Genomic DNA, 22,472 nt, shown 5'->3' on the forward strand with positions numbered 1-22,472 from the left:
GCCGCCAAAGCGGCCGCCGCGCCCATCGGGTACAATGGGGACATTTGGGAGGGAGGGTAATGTTCGATCGCGAAATCAAAGAGTTCGTGCCTCTGCGTCAGCTCGGTTGGGCGTTTCTGCTTGCCTGGGTGTTCTGCGTGTTCTACACCAATGCCGCCGGCGGCGCCGAGACCGGCATCGTCGAGGGCGAACGGCCCTTTGGCCTGGCGCTCTACTACGCTGCGCTGCCCCTGGCGGCATCGGTGGCCACCCTGGGCACCATCGTGATCGCCGAGCCCCACGTTGGCGCGCCCACCACGCACCGGCAGCTCATCGTTATCGCACCCGTGCTTACCGCGATCAGCACGCCGCTCATGCTGATCGCACCCGCCGATCCCACGCTTGCGGCCGTGCTCTTCGCAGCGGGGTCAGTCACCACGGGTGTCGGCAGCGCGCTGATGTGGGTGATGTGGGGCGAATACTACGCCGTCATTTCCCGTGACCGAGCGGAATTGCTCGCGCCCGCGTCGGCAGTGTCGGCAGCTCTGCTGGTGCTGCTGGTGTCGGCCATGGGCGGCTGGGTGTCCACAGCGGTCACCTCGATGTTCCCCCTGCTGTCGGGCCTCTGCTTCAAACTGGTATGGACGCCCCATGCCGCCCAAGCGGAAACGCATCTGGCCCGGGCGAATCGCGCCGCGCCCCACGCCAGCGCCCATCAGCCCCTGGCTGGCCTGGGACGTACGGGATTGGGTATCATGGCGGTATTCGCCATCGTCAGCATCGCAGGCATGATGTACGAAGGACGTCTCGACGGCACGCCCTTGCAGGTCATTCTGATATTCAGCGCGCTTATGATGGCATTGGTGGCCGTCATGGCCGTATCGGGGCCGCGGCGCATTTCCATGTTCTTCCTCTACCGCTGGATGTGCCCTACGCTGGTGGTGGGACTCGCTGCGCTCATCTTGTTCGGCGAAAGCGGCGGCATCATAGCCGTGGCCGCCTCTCTGGGAGGCCGGTTCACCTTCTGCCTGATCGCGCAAATCTACTTCGCAAACTACGCGTGCGCCGGGCGGGCCACGCCGGCCCAGGCCTCCAGCTTGGGATGGCTGTTCGTGCACGCCGGCGACCTGCTGGGCGTCGTGACATGGCTGGCCCTTCAGCCGACGATGGTCACTTCCGAGGGTCTCACCTGGCTGAGCGTAGGGGCCATCGTGGCGCTGGTCACCGTCACCATGCTGGTGATGGGTGAGCACTCCACCTTCCTGCGCGCACCCGAGCAAAGCAGCCCTGCCGCAGATTTCCCGTCCGTTGCCTTTGAAGCGACTAACGACGAAGACCCCGTCCCGGAAGCGCCCACAACAAACGCGAAGCCGGAAACGCCGTCGTCCCAAGCCGACGTGCGCCCCACCGAGGACCACATCGCCGAGCTCGCGAGTACAGGCGCCCTCACCCCGCGTGAGACCGAGGTGTTCGCGCTGCTTGCCCAAGGCCGCTCCATCCCCTACATTCGCGACGAGCTCATTATCAGCCGCGAGACGGCGGCCACCCACGCCAAGCACATCTACGCGAAGCTGGGCGTGCACTCGCGCCAGGAGCTCATCGACCTCGTGCGCAGCTAGATTGCCCATGGCCATCGAGGCCCCCTGAGCCCGAATTGCTTTGAAATCGACGGGTATCGTAGTCGGTTGGCCATTCAAACGGCAACAGGGATCTTCTGAACTGGGAAAACATCCTGCTATTGTGTCTAAAATTCCGAAACCGCCCTTGAAAAACTACGCTACCCGTCGATTTTCAAGCAATTCAGCCACCCGCACGCGCAAAAAAACGGGCTCCCCCGAAGGAGAGCCCTTGAACGTGCGCCTGCTAAAGGGAGGGATGGCAGGCTCGGGAAAACGCGACAGTCTACGCCACGCCCAGCGCGTGCTTGGCGGCGATGCGGGCGAAGGTGGCCGTACGACCAGCATTGATGCCCGTAAAGTTGCTCGGGTAGTTGTGCGGGTAGAAGCCGCCCTGGTCGTTGCCGCAGACGTACAGGCCCTCAATAACCGAGCCGTCGGCACGCAGCGGCTGAGAGTTCACGTCGGTGACCACACCGTGCGTGGTCACCAGCAGGGCACCGGCAATGCGGGCGGCGTAGAAGGGCGCGGCCTCCACGTCGCTCAGGCGATAGGCCGCCTTGCCGAAATCGACATCCTCGCCGGCAGCGCACAGCTCGTTGTAACGAGCCACCGTGGCCAGAAACGTAGCCTTCTGGCCGGCGTCGAATTCCATCATGTCGGCCAGCTCGTCCAGCGTGTCGGCTTTCTTCAGCGAGCCGTTCTGCAGACGCGGCTCCAGCCAGAAGGAATCCAGATGCTCCTTGGTCAGCGCCTCGCAGTCGTACACATCGGCGTTGAAGGCGGTGCCGGAAGGCGCCGGGTGCAGGCGCGAGCAGCCGCAGGTATCGAACTGGGCGATGTCGTCCCAGTAGTTGCCGTCCCACACGATCCACGAGAAGTGGCCCGGCTGCTGGGCACCAGCGGCATAGCTCATGGGATAGCACTGGTCCTCGTTCATGAAGCGCTCGCCATTGATGTTCACGTGCAGGAAGGGCTGGCTACCGGGCAGGAAGATGTCGCCGCCCATGCGGTCGTCGGAGAACTCGAAACCGTCGGGCAGAATGGCGCGGTTCCAAATCATGGCACCGCCGCCGGGCTCCATTTCCGCACCGGCCCACAGGGCCATGCGAATGCCGTCGCCCTCCTCGGTAGTGGCGCTGGTCAGGCCGCACCACTGGGTGGCCGTGGGGCACAGATCGTTCAGCATCTCGGTGTTGGCACCGTAGCCGCCCGTGCAGATGATGACGCCCTTCGCCGCGTTCACCTGCACGTAGCCGTTCTCACCCTCGGCAATGACGCCGGTTACCTTGCCGGACTCGTCCTGCACGAGCATACGCGCCGGCGTATTGAAGCGAATCTCGCCGCCCAAATCCTGAGTGAACACATCGGCCATCACGGCCACATGGGCGTAGGAGTTGTAGTTCGGGCCATCGGGGTTGTACTCGCCGATGCAGGGGTTGTAGCACATGGCCGGGTAGTACGCATGCGGATCGTCGGGGCAATGCCACTCGAACGGGAACAGCATTCCCTTGGGCTCCAGCGTCTCCTTCATCCACTCGATCATCTCGCCAGACTTCTCGGCCCAGGTGCGGTATAGCAGCATGTTCGCATCGCCCGACTGGGTCATAGCGGCGTGGTTCAGCAGCGTGGGCACATCCTCTTTGTGATCGGGCTCCAGGTTGGAGTTCAGCGCGCCCACCGCCTCGCGGGCCGCTGCCACCTCGGCAGCCTTCTCTAGCACAACCACCTTCGCGCCGTTCTGGGCGGCCGTGGTGGCGGCCACGATGCCGCCGTTGCCCGCACCGATCACGACGACGTCGGCCTCCAGCGTCTCGGCGATGTCGGCGGGCATCTCAGGCTTATCGCGCCAGCTCGTCGCCGCCCCGGTATCGGCGGTCTTGGTGCCTTCGGCCGCGCCCTGCGGCGCGCAACCGGCCAGGCCCATAGCGGCCAGGGCGCTCGCGGCAACGGCGCCGGTCAGAAATCCACGACGGGAAAGATTGGTTTGCATAATGGCTCCTCCTTGTAGTCGTTCCGTTCGGCCCTCCCTTTTCGAACCGAACGCATTGCAGCATAGGCGGAGCCACGCGCACTGCCATCGCCCACAGTCGGGTATTTACCCTTGTTCGAACTGGGAAAACGCGAAATATACCCGAGAATGGGTGAGATGGTTTTTGATGAATTCCACCCCGAAGCAGCTCTTGCCGTACGCCCATCTCGGCGCTTCGAGAGCCGTTCCGCTATACTGCAAGTCATCTTCGAACCGCGAAGCGCAACATTTAAGGAGGCGCCCATGATCACCACCACGACCCCCGCCATCGAGGGCTACCGCATCACCGGCTACTACGGCATCGTCTTCGGCGAGGTCATCACCGGCATCAACTTCCTGCGCGACTTCGGCGCGGGTATCCGCAACATCGTGGGCGGCCGCTCCGAGGGCTACGAGGAGGAGCTCATGCAGGCACGTACCCAGGCCATCGCCGAGATGGAGCAGCGCGCCGCCGCCATGGGCGCCCACGCCATCGTCGGGGTGGACGTCGATTACGAAGTGCTGGGCCAGGGCAACATGCTCATGGTGAGCGCCTCGGGCACCGCCGTTACCGTCGAGGCCGCCGCCTAGGTTTCCCTTTGAGCTGGCTTTCGAAAGCGCGCGAGCAGTACCCTCTTCCGGAAGAAGAGGATGCGAAGCTGACCCAAATCATGGTGGCTTCGGTGCTGTTAACGTGCCTCATCGCCATCGCATGCTGTATCATCCTCGCGCTCTTGCGCGGCACACCGTTTATTGAGGCGCTCACCAACGGCTGGGCCGCCGACCTCGCCCAGGCCTTGGCGGTCGGGTGGCCCCTCTCCCTGGCCGTCGGCGTCATTCTGGCGGGCGCAATGCTCTCTGTCGCCTTCGCTGCCGAAAAGATTTTCTGGCACCGACCCGACGTGCGGGAAGATATCTACGCGATACGGCAGGGACTGAACGGGGAGATCCCCCGCCTTGCCCTTTGGAAAGTGGCGTGCGTTATGGTGGGCGTCGGTTGCGTGGAAGAGGCTGGATTCCGTTACGCGGCCATCGGCGTCGTCATGTTCATCGCCGAGCCGGCGCTGGGCTTTCCCGCAGCCGCGGCTATTGCCGTAGCCGCATCCTCGGCCGTATTCGCCGTCATGCACGTGCAGTACCGCAGCCCCTGTGCTCTTGGGCTGGTGGGCCTTCTCGGCGTCATGCTCGGCACCGTGTACGTCGCCACGGGCATGCTCACCGCCGTCATCGTCGCCCATGCCCTGTACGATATCGGCAACGTCTCCCTCGAAGCGCGCAAAATGCTGCGCGATCCCGACTATTTCCACGGAGAGGCGCCCGTAAACGCCGTCAAAGAGGAAATGGAGCGCGCACTGAAAGGCGAATAGGGGCTCAACATCCCAGCCTGCAGGCGTTGGCGAGATTGCTATTCGACGAGCATGCCCGCGGCGAAGAGCGTCCACCGGCGCCACCACCTCCAAAGGCTCGCACCCGTTCGCCAGAAACACCACCGCAGACTTCGCCATAATTCGTCCTTTCCAGAGAATCGCCCTTCATCCTACCCCAGCAGCTGCCACGCGCGGGTGCGCAGTCCGCGCCCTACAGCGCCACGACCTCCGTGCCGCGCTCCTTGATGAACTCGAGGGGGCTCACGCGATGAACACCCAAGTCACGAAAGGCGCCGTCGTCCCTCGTGACGACGCACTCGATCTGCTCGATCTCGGCTGCCGCCGCTATGATGCCGTCCTCGTAGTCGGGGCGCTCCAGCGGGAGGGCGCGGCGGCAGACCGCTTCGTCGACGGCGATAGGTTTACGGACATGGCGGAGAAGTAGTCGGGGCAGATCACCGAGCAGGGCTACTCAAAGCGGATGTTCGCCGTCCCCAACCCCACTGCTTCTGCCAGGCCTTCCGGGTTTTCCACCGTTCCGAGGCGGATGTAGGAGTAGCCCGTATCGCGGGGTTTGTAGAAGACGATACCGCAGGCAAGCTGCCCCATTCTCAAGCTACCCCGCCGTCTTCCACCTCAATCTGCTTGATGACACGGGCCGGCACGCCGCCGACAACGGTCAGCGGCGGCACATCGCAGGCGACCACGGCGCCGGCGGCCACCACGGCGCCGTTCCCGATGGTAACGCCGGGCAGCACCGTGGCGTTCGCGCCGATCCACACGTCGTCACCGATGCGCACGGACGCCGGGTCCATGTCGGCGCGGCGAACCGGGTTCAGATCGTGGTTCAACGTGGCCAGCACTACGTTGTGCCCGATGAACACGCGGTCACCGAGGTAGATGCCGCCCTGATCCTGGAATTTGCACCCGCTGTTGATGAACACGTCGCGCCCGAGGAAGATGTTCTTGCCACAATCGCTGTTGAAAGGCGGAAACAGGCCAAAGCCCTCGGGAACGGGACGTCCGGTCAGCTCGGCCATGAGCGCGGCCAGCTCCTCGGGTGTGTGGTAGGCGTTGTTCATCTCCATGCAGATGCGGATGGCCTCCTGGCTCACGCCGTGCATCATGCGGTGCAGATCCGACCAGCCTTCCACGCGCTCGCCTGCCCGCAGGCGCTCCAAATACTCGTCAAGTTCCATGCCAACTCCCTTCCAACAAAGCGGGGCGCCCGCAAGACGCCCCGTCCCTCACTTGCTGCTGCCGCGCCTTCGCGCGCTTACGCCAGATACTTCTGGTAGAACTCGACGATGGTGTCCCAGGGGATGATGTCCACCTGGTCGTACAGGTCGGTGTGGTTGGCGCCCTCCACCACCACGAGCTCCTTGTTCGCGGGGTTCACACCGTGGGCCAGCTGGTCGTAGGTGTCCTTGCCGAAGTAGAAGGAATGGGCCGCATCTCCGTGCACGATCATGACGGCGTTCTCGATCTCGTCGGCGTACACGTTCAAGGGAAAGTTCACGAACGACTCGCAGCCGATGGCAGCCCAGCCGTCGTTGGAGTTCAGCGAACGGGCGTGGTAGCCGCGGGGCGTCTTGTAGTAGGCGTGGTAGTCGCGCACGAACTGCGGCGCGTCGTCGGGCAGCGGATCGACCACGCCGCCGGCGCGGGCGTAGTCGCGCGAGGCGTACTCGGCCGTGCGACGGGCAGCCATGGCGGCACGGGCCTCGTTGCGCTTCTCGGCGGAGTCGTCGGCATCGAAATAGCCGTTGGCGTTCACGCGGCTCATGTTGTACATGGTGGAGGCCACCGCGGCCTTGATGCGCGGGTCGCACGATGCGGCGCTCACGGCCAAGCCGCCCCAACCGCAGATGCCCAGAATGCCCACGCGCTCGGGATCCACGTCGTCTCGATTCACGAGGTAGTCGACCGATGCCATGAAGTCCTCGGTGTTGATGTCGGGCGAGGCCATGTAGCGGGGCTGGCCGCCGGACTCGCCGGTGAACGACGGATCGAAGGCGATGGTGAGGAAGCCGCGCTCGGCCAGCGTCTGCGCGTACAGGCCCGAGCTCTGCTCCTTCACGGCGCCGAAGGGGCCCGACACCGCGATGGCGGGCAGCTTGCCGGTCGCCCCCTTCGGCTTGTACACGTCGGCCGCCAGCTCGATGCCGTAGCGGTTGTGGAAGGTGATCTTGCTGTGCTCCACCTTGTCGCTTTCGGGGAACACCTTGTCCCAGATGGGGGTCGTTTCGAGTGCGGTCATGAGGGCTCCTTTGCTCTTGGCGTTGCGGGGCGGGCATCCAACCGCGCGTTGTCTTTCAGTTGCGCAGCGCGCGTCACTCGCCTTCCGTTTTCTGTTTGCAACGTCCAGTATGCGGCGACTTCTTTCATTCCGCTAATGGTATAATTTCATATCTACTATTCTCTATTGGAATGTTTTGGAGCACCCATGGAACTGCGTGAGCTGAGATCGTTTCTCGTGGTGGCCGAAGAGGAGAACATGACCCGGGCGGCCGAGAAGCTGCACCTTACTCAGCCCACCCTCTCCAAGCAGATCAAGGCCCTGGAAACGGAGCTGGGCCAGAAGCTGTTCGTGCGCCAGGGCTTCGGCATCGCGCTTACCGAGGAGGGGCGTCTGCTGCGCGAGCGAGCGGAGGGCCTGGTGGCCATGGCGGACAAGGTGAAGGAGGAGTTCACCGCGCTGGACAACATCACCGGCGGCGTGCTGCACTTCGGCCTGGCCGAGTCCTTCCAGATCAAGTACCTCGCCCGCGAGATCGCCCGCCTGCGCGAGAGCTGCCCGCACCTGACCTACCACGTGGACAGCGGCACCACGCGCCAGGTACTGGACAAGTTGGACGCCGGCATCATGGACTTCGTGGTGCTGGCCGAGCTGCCCGACCGCACCCGCTACGAGTTCGTGAAGTTCCCCGACCACGAGCGCTGGGGCGTCGTTATGGCGAAAAGCGCACCTTTGGCCAAGCAGAAGGTTGTAACGCCCGCCGACTTGAAGGGGCTGCCGCTGTTCTGCTCCGACCAATCGTGGGCGCACGACATCCCCCGCTGGGCGGGCCGCGCCATGAGCGGGCTCACCCGCGAGGCCTCCTTCGGCCTGGCCTACAACGGCGCCGTCTTCGCCCGCGAGGGGCTGGGCTACCTGCTCGCCTTCGACAACATCGCGAATACGGGCCCGGGCAGCGGCCTGGTGTTCCGCCCACTCGAGCCGCCTCTGCACACCGACCTCTACTTCACCTGGAAGCGCGGCCGCCCCCTCACTCCCATTGCCGAGCGGTTCTGCCGCCAGGTGCGCGAGGCGTTTGGGGGATAGAGACCACAATAGACCCCCGTCCTACAAAGGACGACCGTCAAAAGACGATCGCCCCAAAGAGGGAGGGTATGGTTTAGGCCGCCGCTCTCGACAGCGCCCGTTCGTCCAGCCATGATGCGTCAACTTTCAGAAAGTCGACGAGCGACTCGGCCACCGTTCGATAGAAAGGCGCCTTCTCGCTGCTCAGCTTCTCAGCGAAACACGGTGCCCAACGCAGCGGATGGGCCTTAATGAACGACCGGCTCGCCTCCAAAGCCTCGGTACAACGCTCGGCGTCATGGGCTTTGCAGGCGCTAAGAGTCCGACCGGCCAGCTCGGCTAGAAAACCGCACTCCAAGGCAATGTGGTCATCGGCCACGGAGGGATACTGCTGGGGAAGGAGCCCTTGGGCGCGATAGGCGTTGCGCACCGTAAGCGTCACCGGCGTGAACAGGCCTCCGTCGCTGGACAGCTGCGCCGATTCCCAGGGAGGCGACGGAAGCGCTCCGGGGCCCACGAGCGTTGCGGCGTACTCGCTTGCCAGCTGCTCGCGGCGCGCTTTGGAACCGTAGGTCTCACCAAGCAAGCGGGCAAGCTTTGCCCCATCAGTGCCAGCGATAGCGCAAGCTTCCTCAACAAGTTCTGCATCCAGCTCGGCCCGCCCATCGCTTCGCGGATCGTTGCCCAAAAGGCACTGGAACGTTCGGTACAGGTAGTGGCGTGCCGCCAGCATGTCCTCGTTCATCGCAATCCCCTTCCCCAGCGTTTCCTACAGCAGCACTTCCACGAAGTCGTCGGCGAGCGCCGCGGGCTTCGGGTTAATGAGAGTGTTCGGCCCGGTTTGCTCCGACGACGGCAGGATGGGCATGTCGTGAACGAGCTCGCCCACCATCTGGACTTCGCCCTCGTGCTTGGCACGCAGCTCGTCCAGATCGCCGAACTCCAGGGCGCGCATGTTACACGCGTCGACGCACACCGGATTCAGGCCCGCATCGCGGAAGGGCTTACACGAGTCGCACTTGCCGGCCAGCTTCTCGGCCTCCTTCACGATGGGCACTTCGTAGGGGCAGTTGTTGGCGCAGCTCCCACAGCCGATGCACAGCTCGTCATCATGCTGCACGGCGCCGTCGGCATCCTTGTACATGGCGCCGGTGGGACAGGCTTCCACGCAAGCTGGGTTATCGCAGTGATTGCAGGTCTTGGAGTAGTGGTACATGGTGGCGTTGGGGAAGGTGCCCGTCTGATACGTTCCCACGTGGCGGTACAGTTCGCCGGCAGCAAGATCGTTGCGGTCTTTGCAGGCCGTCTGGCAGGCACGGCAGCCGCTGCAAGCACGCTCGTTGAAGTAGAATCCCAGAGTCATGATCGTCTCCTCTCTTAATCCTCGATGCCGGCGGGCAGCACAACCGGGCGCTCGACGTCAGCCAAGTAGTCCTGCTTAGGGCACCTCTCAATCTGGCACAGGCGCGTGTTGTAACCCTGCTGCGCACCGGCCGACGTGGTGGAATCGATAAGCAGGTTGGTACCGCCGTTCACGGAGTTGCCCTCGTCGTCCATCTCGATCCACGAACCGTGCATGGTATTCGCCACACCCGGCATCATGATTTCGACCACCGAGGCCTGACGGATGATGGAGCCGGCGTCGTTGAACACGCGCACCCAGTCGCCAGTCTCAATGCCGCGCTCGGCAGCGTCGGCGGCGCTTATGAATACGGGGTTCGCGAAGGCCTCGCGCAGATAGCTGTTCGAGTCGAAGGAGCTGTGGGAGCGACGCAGGTAGTGACCGTTGAACACCTGAATGGGATAGGCGCCCTTCTCCTTTGCCTCCCAGTCGGCGAAGGAATCCTCGTAGCCGTAGAGCGGGCGAAGGTAGTTGGCGTAGGGCTTCACCGGATCGTTTTCGTCCTGCCAACCGAGCTTCGGGAAGATATCGGCCTTGGCCTGGCAGTACAACTCGATCTTGCCCGATGCGGAGCTGCGGGGATTGGCCTCGGGATCGCGCACGAAGTCCTCGTAGGCAATGTAACCGAGGTTGTCGCCCACCTCGCGGCACACCTGATAGATGCCCTTCTCGACCATCTCGTCGAGGGAGACCAAGCCCTCCTGCGGTTCCACATCGCGGATGCCGTGCTTGTCGATGTCCTCTTGGGTGATGGTCACCAGCGGCATCATCACGTCGTTGCTCTCAACGGCATCCCCCGTGCCAGGAGTCATCGAGGCGGCCTTGGCGTCGGCGTTCGTGCCCTCGCCGGGCTTAATCACCGTGGCGTTGATGAGACGGTACAAGTGCTGCTCCGCGCCGGTGTACGGGAAGTACGCATCAGAATCCAAACCGAGGCGCTTGCCCAGGTCGTATACGATCTCGCGGTCGGACTTACCTTCGAAGTAGGGGTTCACCACACCGAATTGCTGCCACAGCGCGATGTCGCGGTTTTGCTGGCCCAGATGATAGTCGTCGCCGTTGGGATCTTCCCAGTTGGTCAGCACGGGAAGCACGATGTCGGAGTACTGGGCCGTGGGGTTGAACACCAGCGCCAGGTCAAGCACGAAATCCACCTTGCGGAAGGCTTTGATGCCCTCATTGGTGTTGCAGCGCACCGTAAGCGGGTTGCCGAAATCGTTCACGATCATGCGGATGTCAATCTCGCGCTCCTCGGCCTGCTGGATGGCGGAGTTGCCGTTGCCGTAATCCACCACGCTGCCGAACCAGGTGTACTTGCCCGTGTTCACAGCCTGCCACACGTAGTTGTGCAGAATAACGTCGTCCACGGGGTTCGCCGGCGGCTCCACCGCCTTGCCCGCCGGATACGGATCGCCCAGCACCACCAAGTCGGGGCCATCGTTGCCCGCGAAGAAGTGGTACTGCGGAGCACCGGAATGACCGGGCTTGCCGTGATGGCCGCCCATGCAGCACACCGTTTCCTGAATCTGCAGCAGGTTCTCAGCGCCGTTGCAACGGGACGCGCCGTAGCCGTACAGCCAGGTAACGGCGTTGTTCTTTCCCATCACCTCGACGAGCCAAGCGATATCGGCCGGCTCGGCGCCGCAGATTTCAGCAGCCCACTCCGGCGTCTTCGGCGTACCGTCGTAGTCGCCCAGGATGTAGCCCTTAATATTCTCGCTGGTAGTAGCATCGGCGGGCATCATGGTGTCGTCGAAGCCCACAGTGCATCGTTTGAGGAAATCCCAGTCGACGATGTCGCCGCGCTCCTCGTCCAGACGCAGCATCTCGTAGGCCACGCCCAAGAGGAAGGCGGTGTCGGTGTCGGTGCCGGGGCGCACGGGAATCCACTTCGCCTCCAAGGTGGTGGCGGTCAGGTTGCACTCGGGTCCCACATAGACAAACTCAACGCCGGCCTCCTTGGCGCGCCAGAAGTGGTACATGGGGCTGCCGCCCGAAGCCCAAGCAGGGTTGCCGCCCTGGAAGACGATATAGTCGGCGTTCAGCAGGTCGAGACGGTCGTTGCTGCCGTATCCGCCGGGCTCGCCGTGGTTGAAGTACGTGCCCATGTTTCCGCTGTACATCAGGTACGTGCCGTAGGAGTCGCAGAACTCGAAGGTGGCGTAGCCGCCCATGGGGGCCAAAAGGAAGTTGCGCATGCACGTGCGGCCGAAGCTCATGTGAAGCACGCTACGCCCACCGTAGGTGTCGTAGATACGACGCATCTCCTCGGCGATGAGGTCGTAGGCCTCGTCCCAGCTGATACGCTCCCACTCGTCTGCGCCGCGCAGCTCGCCATTTACGTTGTCGCCGCCGCCAGGCATCCAGCTCTTGCGCTTCATGGGGTACTTCAGGCGTTCCGCCGACGCATGGGCGGCACGCTGGCTGCGGCCGCGCACGCAGCCACGCTGCTGAAACATCTCGAGCGATTCCTCATGGGTGTCGTCGGTCTTGATGCGGGTGATAATGCCATCCACCACGTAAGCCTGCAGCAGGCACTTGCCACCGCAGGAAAGCCAGCACTGCACCGGCCTCCACGCCCCGGCCGCGTCTTTGGCCAGCTCGGCGTCGACGGTGTACTCATGGGCCTCGGTGTCACCCGTTTCGGCCATTTTCTGCTCGGGCGCGCAACCGGCAGCCAATGCCGCCGCGCCAGCCGAGGCCGCCGCCACGAACGAACGGCGCGTCAGCGTTCCCTTGCTTGCCATCTCCTCCATGGGTCCTCCTTCTCTCGTTACCACTGCTCTGCTTTTCGCAGCGGTTCTCTCTAGGGGCATTGTGCAGCCGCCGGAAGCAAACCAGAAGAGACTGAAAAGCGGCTTTAGCGTTAGTTCTGGACTAACGCTCTCCCAAGTCCTATACTGCGGCCGAGGGGAAGGGGAGCCTATGCTCGACAAGCGGGTCACAACATTTATTCAGGTGGTTGAAAGCGGTTCCATCGCCAAAGCCGCCCGCGTACTGTTTCTTTCCAAGGTATCGGTGAAGGCGCAGATGGACGGCTTGGAGGCCGAGGTAGGCGTGCAGCTCCTCGAGCGCACCACCCGCGGCGTCAAGCCCACGACGGCCGGCGAGATCTTCTTCGAAAGAGCCCGCGAGCTCGCCTATTTGGCAGACCGCACGTTGGCGAAAACCCGAGCAACCAGCGAGGGAGAGCGCCGCGTCGTGCGCGTGGGAACCTCGGTGCTGCGCCCTTGCCGCCCCCTACTCGACCTGTGGGACTCTCTTGGGCCCGACAAGCCCGACACTTCTTTGGAGATCATCCCCTTCGACGATGATACGACAAGCCTCAACGAGGTGGTCGACGAGCTAGGACGCCGCATCGACTGCTTCGTGGCCCCTTGCGACTCCGAACGCTGGCGCGCCACGACGAACATCCTCCTGCTGGACGAAATGCCCTATTGCCTCGCCGTCCCCCGCTCCCATCCGCTCGCCACGCGCGAGCTCATCAGCTGGGACGATCTGGATGGCGAGACCATCATGATGGTCCCTGGCGGCGACTCCCCCATCGTGAGTTCTCTGCGCAGCGAAATTAAAGAGAACCACCCCGGCATATCCATCGTGGGAGTCTCCACCCACTACGACATCACCACATTCAATGCCTGCGAACAGGCTGGATACCTTCTGCCCATCTATCATGTCTGGGCCGATGCGCATCCGTCTATGATCACCGTGCCGGTTGATTGGCCCTGGCGCATGCCCTATGGCCTGGTGTATTCCAAGCACCCCAGCGAAGCCATGACCGATTTCGCCAACGCCATAGCCCAAACCCGCCAAATTTAGGTCTTCCTCGCTGTCCTGCAGGACATGCACGCGCAAGCGAAAGACAGGGAACGTTTGACGGTTGAAGAGGACGATTCCGTACCCATATTCCCATTACGTCCTGATTTATGTGAGTTTCAACACTTTTACGTCCTTGTTTTTGTGAGTTTCCGCACTTTTACGTCCTTGTTTTTGTATACTTGTGACGTGCACTGAGCAAGGGAGGTGTCTATGGAGCGTTTTCTCATGCGCGATCTCGAAGCATGGCGAGAGAATCCCCGCAGGAAACCCCTTATCATCAACGGAGCTCGTCAAGTGGGAAAGACGTGGCTCATCAAGGAGTTAGGAAGGCGTCACTACAAGAGCATCGCCTATGTGAACATGGACAACAACGCGGCCATGCGCGAGCTATTCGACGCAGGGTACGATATCGATGTCCTCATCGCCGGTCTCCAGCTGCAAACCGGCGTCACCATCGAGCCCGCCTCCACCCTCATCGTGTTCGACGAAGTCCAGGAAAATCCCAAGGCGCTCACGGCCCTCAAGTACTTCGATGAGGACCCGCGCGGCTTTTCGGTCGTAGCCGCCGGCTCTTTGCTGGGAATCCTCCTTCAAAGCGGGACAGGATTTCCCGTAGGCAAGGTGGAAACGCTCGACCTCTACCCCCTTTCCTTCGAGGAATTCGCCTTAGCGGCCGAGGGAGAGGAATTCCTAGCATCATTGCAGAACCCGAATCCGGCGCTCATCCAGGCCTTCAAATCGCGGGCGATCGCCCTCTTGAAAACCTACTACTTCGTGGGGGGAATGCCCGAGGCGGTCAGCGCGTTTCTCACACATCGGGACTACGATGCCGCACGCGCCGTCCAAAAGCGGATTCTAGCCGACTACGAGCGCGACTTCTCCAAGCACATCGCCCCCCGCGAGGCCGAGCGCGTCTTCGCCGTGTGGGACTCCGTCGTCGCCCACCTGTCCCAGGAGAACAAGAAGTTCATCTTCGGCCGCCTCGCAAAGGGCGCCCGGGCGAAGGAGTTCGAGAGCGCCCTCACGTGGCTGAGACAAGCCGGCCTCATCTACCAGGTACCGCGCGTGGCTAAGCCGGGAATGCCCCTCAAGGCCTATCGCGATCCGGGCGCATTCAAAGTGTTCCTGCTGGATGTGGGCCTACTCGGCGCCATGAGCGAGCTGGACGGCAGGAGCGTCATCGAGGGCAACGCCCTGTTCGAGGAATTCAAAGGGGCGCTTACCGAGCAGTACGCATGCCAAGAGCTTATAGCCTGCTGCAAGCTCACTCCCTGCTACTGGTCAGCCGAGAACTCCCGGGGTGAGGTGGACTTCCTCGCGCAATCGGCGGGCATCGTGTACGCCATCGAGGTGAAGGCCGAGGAGAACCTGCGCGCCAAAAGCCTACGCAGCTTCAAAGAGAAGTACCCGAAAGTTCAAGCCCGACGCTTCTCCCTTTCCGACTACCGCGAGCAGGACTGGCTCACCAACGTTCCCCTCTACTTAATGGGAAACACGGGGCTTTGGCTGTAAAGAGAGGCCCTTCTTTAGGCCGATGCACTCACCAGCTCGTGGTCCTCGATGCCGAAGGGGCGAACGCGCTTGAGGGCGTCAAGGGCCTCGGACACCTCGGCGAAGACGGCCGTCTCAGGGCTGCCGGGCAGCGCGCCGAGGCCGTCAGCGATGACGCCCCCGCTGGCCGCAACGGCGCCCTCCGCCCAGAAAGCGGACTCGGAGAGCAGCACGGCGTCATTGCGGACGAAGGCAGCCAAAGCCTCGATCATCTGAGGGTAGAGCACCGCCGTCTTCGAGCGGCGGGCACAACGGGCGAAGTCGTCCAGCCACGTGAGCATATGATCGCGCACGAAAGCCTCCTGCCGGCGCAGAGAGTCAGCCAGGGCCTGCAGGCGCCCATCGCACAGCTCTGCCACGGAGCTCGCAGCCTCGCGCGCCATAAAGCCGCACATGGTGGCCACGTGGTCATCGGGAATGCGCATGAGGCGCGCGAGAGCCAGACCACGGTCGCGGTAGAGGGCCCGCACAGCCAGGGTGTTCTCCTGGAAGATCGCCATGTCGTGGGTCAGATAGGGCGACTCGATGGGCTGACAGGGCAGCTCGCCCGGACCGATGAACAGACGGGTATACTCGTCACGAGCCTGGTCGAGCAGGACGCCGCGGTCGACGCATTCACCCAGATCCTGCAGAAAGCGGCCGAGCCCCCGCATGGAGGGATCCTCGCCAGCAAACTCCTCCACGACATCCCGCGTGGCCTTCGAGAGCACGAGCGCGATCACGGCCTCGTCGGGCGTGCCGCCGAGCAGCTTGTGGAACAGCATGTACAGGTACTCGCGGGACAGCAGCAGCGCCTCCAAGTCGATGGACTCGCGACGCAGCGCGGCGATGTCGGTCATAATGGGCTCCCTCCTCTGATTTGATGCTCAAGTTCCTTCGACTCCGCGCTTCGCGCTCCATTCAGGATGACACGGGGGCGAAATGCTTCGCGCTCCGCTCAGGATGACACGGGCGGGACTCAACACGTGCCCGCCCATGATGACATCGGGCCAAAAGCCGGCCGCAACGCCCGGGATGACATGCCCTTTCCGCGTCATCCCGAGCGAGCGAAGCAAGTCGAGGGATCTCCAACCCCGAACGACTTACAGAACGACCGGGTTGAACGCTTCCAACAGTGCTGCGCGGCTCGCGCCGATGAGCAAGTTCGGGCCCGTGGTGGCCGCGACCTCCGTGCAGGGCAGCTCGCTCACAGCATCGGGGTGGACGGCACGCAGCTCGTCCATCTCGCCGAACTCGATGGCACGCATGGGGCAGGCCTCCACGCACACCGGCTCGTGCCCCGCCTCGCGCAGAGCACGGCAGGTGTCGCACTTCTGCACGATCTTGTCCTCCTCGATAAACTGCGGCGCATCGTAGGGGCACGAGTTCACGCAGGTCTGGCAACCGATGCACTCGTCGTCGTTGTGCTGCACGGTGCCGTCGTCGTCCTTGTACATGGCACCGGTGGGGCAGTTCGCCACACAGGCCGGGCTCTCGCAATGGTTGCAGGAGATGTTCAGGTGGAACATGCCCACTTCGGGGTAGGTGCCGCACTCGAAGGTGTCCACGCGGCGCAGGCGCGGGCCCGCCACCTGGATGTCGCGACGGTCCTTGCAGGCGACCTGGCAGGTGCGGCAGCCGATGCAGCTGGCCAGATCAACATAGAATCCCAAGCTCATGATTAAGCCTCCTGTCCCTCTTCAGCGCCCGGCACCACGTAGGCGGGCGAACTTGCGGCGTCCACGCTGGCAGCCAAGAACGGGCCGCGCTCGAAGTCCTCTTCCAGAGGTTCGCCGTCGTATTTCTCAATCTCGATGAGCAGGCTGTTATAGCCGTCCACCTGGGGGAAGTAGTTCGACTGCATGCCATCGGAGAGCATCTGCTCGCTCCCGCCGCGATCGATGATATGGTCGGGGTCGGTCTCGTCGAACACCGAGTGCACGCCGTGAGGAATGCCGACCGTACCCGGCATCATGCCCTGCATGGGCTGGGCGATGCGCAGCATGCTGCCGAAGTCGTTGAAGCAGCGCACGGTGTCGCCGGCTTCAATGCCGCGCTCGGCGGCATCGTCGGCGTTCATGAACACTGGATTGCGGAAGGCCTCCTGGGTCCACACCATGTTGTCGTAGCAGGTGTGGGCACGGCGCATGTAGTGCGGCGTGTAGGCCTGCAGCGGATAGGCGCCCTTCTCCTTGGTCTCCCAGTTCGCGAAGGTCTCTTGGTAGCCACGGCGCGGCACGAAATAGTTCGCGTAGGGCTTGATGGGCTCGTCGTTCAAGCCGATGCGGTTCGCATTGTCGGCCTTGAACTGGCAGTAGATCTCCAGCTTGCCGGAAACCGACGGGCGCGGCCAGGCGGTATCGGTCACGATGACGGACTCGCCGTCCTCGCCGATGCCCAGCTTGTCGTCGCGGTAGCCCACGTAGTTGCGCTTATCGCCCTCGGAACGCTGAACCACATAGCAGCCGTCGGCCATGAACTGGTCGAAGCCGACCTTGCCCTCTTGCACGGGATAGCTCGCGTGGTACTTCTCGTTGTCGGCGTCGGTCCAGGTGATGACCGGCTCCCACTTCGTCGCGTCCTCGTTCAGCACGCGCATGCCAAGGAAGTAGCCGAGCCACTGGTCGTAGTTGCTCTTCGGGTAGGCGTCGTCCGGATTGAACCCCATGCGCTCGATGATCTCGCGGAACACGCGCTTCTCCTCGCGCGCCTCGTAAAGCGGCTTGATGAGGGGCCTCCAGGCGAGCAGGGCATCCTTGCGCTGCTTCTGGCCGTTACCGTCGCCGAAGGCGCTCGGCCAGGACAGCTCGCCCCAGGACTCGTCGTCGTTGCCCTCCCAGTGGGTGCACACCGGCAGGACGATGTCGGCGAACTGGGCCGTCAGCGACAGCTTGATCTCGAAGGAGACCACCGTGTCGGCGGCGCGCATGACCTTGATGGCCGTGGGCAGATTGCCGCGGGTCTGCATGAAGTTCGAGTTCGTGGAGATGAGCAGGCGCGGGTTCACCGGCATCTCGCGGGCCTCGTGGTAGGTAGGAGTGTTGGCGCGCAGCTTCGTGGGGTCGCCCACCGCGTCGCTGGAGCCCAAATCGTAGGGGCCTTCCGAAGAGGACAGGTACTTCCCGTCAGCCAGCGAGCTCCACCAGGAGTTGCCCTCGATGTTGCGGTTGGGGCCCGTGGCCGCGGGCGAGCCCACGAGGTTGTCCACATAGCCCCAGTCGCCACCGGCATGCTGAATGAGGCGGAAACCCGAGTCGCCGGCATCCCACGTGTAGATGGCCGCCGAGCCGTGGCCCGACTTGCCGTAGTGGCCGCCCAAGGCCGACACGGTCATGAAGGCCTGGGAGAGGTTCTCGGCACCCAGGTAGCGGGATGCGGCATAGCTGTGCAGGAAGATAACGGCGTTGTTCTTGCCGGCCATCTCGGCGTACCAGGTGATGTCCTCAACCGGCGTGCCGCAGATTTCCGTGGCCCACTCCGGGGTCTTTGGGGTGTTGTCGTAGGCGCCGAGCAGGTAGTCGCGGAAGTTCTCGTCGGTGGTGGCGTCGGCGGGCATGGTCTCGGGCGTGAAGCCCACGGTGCGCTCGTTCACGAAATCCCAGTCGATGATGTCGCCGCGCTCCTCATCGAGGCGCACCATCTCGTAGGCGACGGCCAGCAGGAAGGCGGTGTCGGTACCGGGGCGCACGCGAATCCAGCGGGCGTCCATAGCGGCGGCCGTGGCATTGTAGTCGGGGCCGACAAACACAAAGTCAACGCCGGATTTCTGGGCGTTCTTCAGCCAGTACATGGACGAGTGCTGAGCCCAGGCGGGGTTGCAGCCGTACAGCACAATGGTGTCGGCATTGGGCAGGTCGTACTTGTCGGGGGCCATCATGATGTCGGGATGGTCGCCGTGGGAGTACATGCCGAGAGCCTCGGTTTGGAAGGCCCAGCAGCCGAAGGACTCGCACTCGGTGTTGTACACAGCACCCCCGATGACCGGGAACATGGCGGAGCCGGGGGCCCAGCGCCAGGCGTTGCAGATGACGGCATCCTGGCCGTACTCGGCGTAGACGCGCTTGAGCTCGTCGGTCACGTAGGTCAGCGCCTCGTCCCAGCTGATGCGCTCCCACTCGTCACGCCCGCGCAACTCGCCGTGGGCGGCATCTCCGCCGCCGGGCTGCCAGTTCTTGCGCTTCATGGGGTACTTGATGCGATCGGCGTTGTACACCTGCTGGCGCAGGGAATGCCCGCGCAAGCAGGAACGCTGCTGGGGGCAGTCGAAGCTGTCGGCATGGGAGTCATCGGTCTTCTGGCGAACGACCACGCCATCCACCACGTAGCCCATGTTCAGGCACATCTGGTTGCAGTTCTGGTGGCAGTGGATGGGCATCCACTCGCCTTTGCCCTCGATGATGGCGGCATCGGATGCCACCGGATGTGCGGCGCTATCGCCCGTGGCGGCCATGTCCGTGCCGGCCTGGGGCGCGCAACCCGCGGCTCCCACGGCAGCGGTGGCGGCCATGGCGGCGGCGCTCGCCTTCAAGAAATCGCGACGCTTCAGGCTCTTGTCCAACAGAGACATGAACATCACCCTCCTCTTTCTCTTGTCTTCTCCTGACAGCCCGAATCATACGGAGGATGCACGTTCCATAGGTAATGCTTATAATGTAATCTTGTATATGCTTGGAAGGCATGGGGAGAATCAGGGGAATCGGGGGGATCCATGGAACTGAGAACGCTGCGCTATTTCACCACCGTAGTTCGGGAGGGCTCTATCACCGCGGCGGCGAAATCGTTGCACGTCACCCAGCCCACGCTCTCGCGCCAACTGGCCGCCCTGGAAGACGAGCTGGGCCACGCCCTGTACCAGCGCAATCGCAAGGGCATCGAGCTGACCGAGCACGGCGTTATCCTGCGCCGCTATGCCGAATCCATCCTTGCCCTGGCCGACAAGGCCGAAGAGGAAATCGCGCTTCCCACCCACTCCATCGCCGGCAAGGTGCACATCGCCGCCGGCGAGACCCAAGCCATGGAGCTTGTCGCCGAGGCCATGCGGCGCACCCAGGCCCTCTATCCCGGCATCACCTTCGAGCTGTACAGCGGAACTTCGGCCGACCTCATGGACAACTTCGTCCGCGGCTTCTACGATTTCTTCCTTGAATGCGAAGTGCGCAGCCACGTGGACATGCACACCATGCGCCTGCCCCACACCGACACGTGGGGCATCCTCACGCGCCGCGACGGCCCCCTGGCGCGCCTGGACTCCGTCGCGCCCGAAGACCTCGTCGGCCAACCCCTCATCAGTTCGCGCCAGGGCGTGAAGGTGGGCGTGCTGGGCCAGTGGCTGGGAGACTTGGCCGACGAGATGGACGTACGCGCCACCTACAACCTGCCGCTCAACGCCAAGTTCCTCGTGCGGGCGGGCCTCGGCAGCGCGCTCACGTACCGGGGCCTGTTCGAGACCAACGAGATGAGCGATTTGGCCTTCGTGCCGCTTTCCCCCACCTTGGAATCAGCCCAGGGGATCGTCTGGCGCAAGACGCTGCCCACCCGCCAGGCCCAGGCCTTCCTGGATGCGCTGAAAGGTGCGTGCGCAGAGGCGGAACGCGAAGGAGCCCGGGGTTACCGGGCTCCTTGCTAAGCGAGTTATCGGACAAACGTACCTTAGCCGGGCTACGCCACCACGCGCGACGCCACCACTTCGCCGACGTTCTTACCGAACACCTCGATGTCGCACACGGCGTTGCCGCCAATACGGTTGTTGCCGTGAATGCCGCCGGTCACCTCGCCGGCCGCGTACAGGCCGGGGATGACGTTGCCGTCCGCATCCAGCACCTCGTTGCTCACGTTGATCTTAATGCCGCCCATCTCGTGATGGATGCCCGGGGCCACCTTAATGGCGTACATGGGGCCGTCGGCGAACACGATGCAGCCTTGGGTGCGCCCGAACTCGTCAGCCGCGCCGCCGGCCACGGCATCGTAAGCCGCGATGGTGGCCTCAAGCGCCGCCGCATCCACTCCGATAGCCTCCGCCAGGCCGGTCACCGAGTCGGCCTTGGTCACCAGGCCCTGGCCCTCTAGCTTCGCGACCGACTTGTTCGCGTCGTACACCTGCTGGTCGAACACGCACCACACATCGCCGTTCGGCTGGGCGAGCTCGGCGGCCGACACCTTGTCGCGAGTGGACATCTCATCGAAGAAGCGCTTGCCCTCGGCGTTCACCAAAATGGCCCCGGAGCCGCGAATACCCTCAGCCACAAGCGAGTGGGTGGTCTGCTCCACCGTGGGGTGAATCTGAATCTGGTCCATCTGCACCAGCTCGGCGCCCACGTCCTCGGCGAGCCGGTAACCGTCACCCGTGGCACCAGGCTGGTTCGTGCTCACAAAGTCCTTCAAGTCGGGGCGATACTGGGCGATCATCTCGGGGTTCGAGCCCAAACCGCCCGCCGCCAGAATGACGGCCTTCGCGTTGTACTGGATCGGCGTGTTGTTGTCGTCGGCCACCACACCCACCACGGCACCGTCGTCGGTCACCAGCTCAGTCACCTCGCACAGGTTGCGAACGGGAATGCCGCGCTCGGCAACAGCCGCCACCAACCCTGGCACCAGCGTGGCGCCCACAGCCGAGCCGTCGGTGGGACGATGGCAGCGCTTCACGGACATACCGCCGGTCTGCCCGATGTTGTCCAGCGTGATGCCCAGGCTGTCCAGCCAGTCGATGGCGGCAGCCGAGTTCTCGCACATGAAGGTGACCAATTCCTCGTCGCCAGTGTTGTGGCCGCCGTCCAGCGTTTCCTGGATGAACAGATCAGTGCTGTCCTCGATGCCCTGCTCCTTCTGGAACTTGGTCTCGGATGCATTCATGCCACTGGAGGAATAGTTGGTGTTGCCGCCGTTCACACCCATCTTCTCCAGCACGACGACCTTTTCCACACCCGCATCGTGGGCCGCAATGGCCGCCGACAGGCCCGCTCCGCCCGCGCCCACAATAACCACGTCGTAGTCGTTGTTCTCCACCGGGTCGCGATCGGCAGATTCGCTGATGCTTCGCGGAGCGCAGCCCGCCAGCCCCAGAGCGCCCAGGGCACCCGCAGCAGCCAGGAACCCGCGGCGCGTCAGGCGCGGGGCGCCGCCTACATTGTCAACCGACGAAAACAGCTTCTGGTTACCAGCCATGGTAGTTCCTTTCTCGATTACGCCTTGCGCGCATCAGGGCCGATAGCCCTTTTGTCCAGAACTACTTTATGATGGGAAATCCCCTGATAAATGAGCAAATAGCCGAGTGTTTACCCCACGCTCGCGTATCGTCACCCGACTGATGGCGCCGAAGCAAATCCGTTATCGCACGGTCATCGCCCCATCACTGGCAGCGCGTAAAAAGCGCCTCGCGGGAATCGTATCCCGCGAGGCGCCCGGAGCTTGCCCACCGGCACCAATTCGGCATCCGCCAACAAGGCGC

19 protein-coding genes are annotated in these 22,472 nt (G+C 63.5%); 8 read left to right on the forward strand and 11 right to left on the reverse strand.

Annotation, left to right across the window (positions count from 1 at the left end):
- Positions 1-59: 59 nt before the first annotated feature.
- Entirely contained in the window at positions 60-1,598 is a 1,539-nt protein-coding gene (locus VIN30_RS07750; RefSeq protein ID WP_338210603.1) for a LuxR C-terminal-related transcriptional regulator, read from the forward strand.
- 283 nt (positions 1,599-1,881) lie between these two features.
- Here VIN30_RS07750 and VIN30_RS07755 read toward each other — a convergent pair whose 3' ends face one another.
- Positions 1,882-3,588 carry an FAD-dependent oxidoreductase gene (locus VIN30_RS07755; protein WP_338210604.1) on the reverse strand — a complete coding sequence of 569 codons (1,707 nt, stop codon included), beginning with the start codon at positions 3,586-3,588 and terminating at the stop codon, positions 1,882-1,884.
- A 282-nt stretch (positions 3,589-3,870) separates the two neighbouring features.
- Here VIN30_RS07755 and VIN30_RS07760 point away from each other — a divergent pair, with 282 nt between their 5' ends.
- From VIN30_RS07760 to VIN30_RS07770, 3 genes are all read left to right on the forward strand, one after another.
- A complete protein-coding gene (locus VIN30_RS07760; protein ID WP_326426469.1) occupies positions 3,871-4,197 on the forward strand; it encodes a heavy metal-binding domain-containing protein in 327 nt (108 codons plus the stop codon).
- 80 nt (positions 4,198-4,277) lie between these two features.
- Entirely contained in the window at positions 4,278-4,973 is a 696-nt protein-coding gene (locus VIN30_RS07765) for a CPBP family glutamic-type intramembrane protease (RefSeq protein WP_338210606.1), read from the forward strand.
- 268 nt (positions 4,974-5,241) lie between these two features.
- Positions 5,242-5,418 (forward strand): hypothetical protein, encoded by a 177-nt coding sequence (locus VIN30_RS07770; protein WP_338210608.1) that lies wholly within the window; start codon positions 5,242-5,244, stop codon positions 5,416-5,418.
- 23 nt (positions 5,419-5,441) lie between these two features.
- Here the strand turns inward: VIN30_RS07770 and VIN30_RS07775 are convergent, their stop codons facing one another.
- The 3 genes from VIN30_RS07775 to VIN30_RS07785 all read right to left on the reverse strand — a co-directional run bounded on the left by VIN30_RS07775 (position 5,442) and on the right by VIN30_RS07785 (position 7,233).
- Entirely contained in the window at positions 5,442-5,582 is a 141-nt protein-coding gene (locus VIN30_RS07775) for a hypothetical protein (protein WP_338210610.1), read from the reverse strand.
- Positions 5,583-5,584: 2 nt separating this feature from the next.
- Complete coding sequence (locus VIN30_RS07780) at positions 5,585-6,172, reverse strand: DapH/DapD/GlmU-related protein (RefSeq protein WP_338210611.1); 588 nt, start codon at positions 6,170-6,172, stop codon at positions 5,585-5,587.
- Positions 6,173-6,249: 77 nt separating this feature from the next.
- On the reverse strand, positions 6,250-7,233 hold the full coding sequence (locus VIN30_RS07785) for an alpha/beta hydrolase (protein ID WP_338210612.1): 984 nt from the start codon (positions 7,231-7,233) through the stop codon (positions 6,250-6,252).
- Positions 7,234-7,419: 186 nt separating this feature from the next.
- Here VIN30_RS07785 and VIN30_RS07790 point away from each other — a divergent pair, with 186 nt between their 5' ends.
- Complete coding sequence (locus VIN30_RS07790) at positions 7,420-8,298, forward strand: LysR family transcriptional regulator (RefSeq protein ID WP_326426479.1); 879 nt, start codon at positions 7,420-7,422, stop codon at positions 8,296-8,298.
- Between the two features lie 73 nt (positions 8,299-8,371).
- On the opposite strand, the gene VIN30_RS07795 is transcribed toward VIN30_RS07790, so the two are convergent.
- The 3 genes from VIN30_RS07795 to VIN30_RS07805 are packed head-to-tail and all read right to left on the reverse strand — an operon-like array spanning position 8,372 to position 12,435.
- On the reverse strand, positions 8,372-9,022 hold the full coding sequence (locus tag VIN30_RS07795; RefSeq protein WP_338210614.1) for a TorD/DmsD family molecular chaperone: 651 nt from the start codon (positions 9,020-9,022) through the stop codon (positions 8,372-8,374).
- Between the two features lie 24 nt (positions 9,023-9,046).
- Positions 9,047-9,640: a 4Fe-4S dicluster domain-containing protein gene (locus tag VIN30_RS07800; protein ID WP_338210616.1), complete on the reverse strand. Its 594-nt coding sequence runs from the start codon at positions 9,638-9,640 to the stop codon at positions 9,047-9,049.
- A gap of 14 nt (positions 9,641-9,654) precedes the next feature.
- Entirely contained in the window at positions 9,655-12,435 is a 2,781-nt protein-coding gene (locus VIN30_RS07805; protein WP_338210618.1) for a molybdopterin-dependent oxidoreductase, read from the reverse strand.
- Between the two features lie 169 nt (positions 12,436-12,604).
- On the opposite strand from VIN30_RS07805, the gene VIN30_RS07810 reads away from it, so the two are divergent.
- Positions 12,605-13,498 carry a LysR family transcriptional regulator gene (locus VIN30_RS07810; protein WP_338210620.1) on the forward strand — a complete coding sequence of 298 codons (894 nt, stop codon included), beginning with the start codon at positions 12,605-12,607 and terminating at the stop codon, positions 13,496-13,498.
- Positions 13,499-13,723: 225 nt separating this feature from the next.
- Positions 13,724-15,010 carry an ATP-binding protein gene (locus VIN30_RS07815; protein ID WP_338210676.1) on the forward strand — a complete coding sequence of 429 codons (1,287 nt, stop codon included), beginning with the start codon at positions 13,724-13,726 and terminating at the stop codon, positions 15,008-15,010.
- Positions 15,011-15,024: 14 nt separating this feature from the next.
- Here the strand turns inward: VIN30_RS07815 and VIN30_RS07820 are convergent, their stop codons facing one another.
- The 3 genes from VIN30_RS07820 to VIN30_RS07830 all read right to left on the reverse strand — a co-directional run bounded on the left by VIN30_RS07820 (position 15,025) and on the right by VIN30_RS07830 (position 19,595).
- Positions 15,025-15,888 (reverse strand): TorD/DmsD family molecular chaperone, encoded by an 864-nt coding sequence (locus VIN30_RS07820; protein WP_338210621.1) that lies wholly within the window; start codon positions 15,886-15,888, stop codon positions 15,025-15,027.
- Positions 15,889-16,131: 243 nt separating this feature from the next.
- Positions 16,132-16,707, reverse strand: coding sequence for a 4Fe-4S dicluster domain-containing protein (locus VIN30_RS07825; RefSeq protein ID WP_338210622.1), 576 nt, complete (start codon positions 16,705-16,707; stop codon positions 16,132-16,134).
- A gap of 2 nt (positions 16,708-16,709) precedes the next feature.
- Positions 16,710-19,595: a molybdopterin-containing oxidoreductase family protein gene (locus VIN30_RS07830; protein WP_338210624.1), complete on the reverse strand. Its 2,886-nt coding sequence runs from the start codon at positions 19,593-19,595 to the stop codon at positions 16,710-16,712.
- Between the two features lie 141 nt (positions 19,596-19,736).
- Between VIN30_RS07830 and VIN30_RS07835 the strand changes: the two genes are divergently transcribed.
- Positions 19,737-20,654, forward strand: coding sequence for a LysR family transcriptional regulator (locus VIN30_RS07835; protein WP_338210625.1), 918 nt, complete (start codon positions 19,737-19,739; stop codon positions 20,652-20,654).
- Between the two features lie 32 nt (positions 20,655-20,686).
- On the opposite strand, the gene VIN30_RS07840 is transcribed toward VIN30_RS07835, so the two are convergent.
- The gene (locus VIN30_RS07840) at positions 20,687-22,189 is read right to left on the reverse strand and encodes a flavocytochrome c (protein ID WP_338210627.1); all 1,503 of its coding nucleotides are present in this window, start codon (positions 22,187-22,189) and stop codon (positions 20,687-20,689) included.
- Positions 22,190-22,472: the final 283 nt, after the last annotated feature.

Origin of the sequence: Adlercreutzia wanghongyangiae (assembly GCF_035989245.1) — a bacterium.
GTDB lineage: Bacteria > Actinomycetota > Coriobacteriia > Coriobacteriales > Eggerthellaceae > Adlercreutzia > Adlercreutzia wanghongyangiae.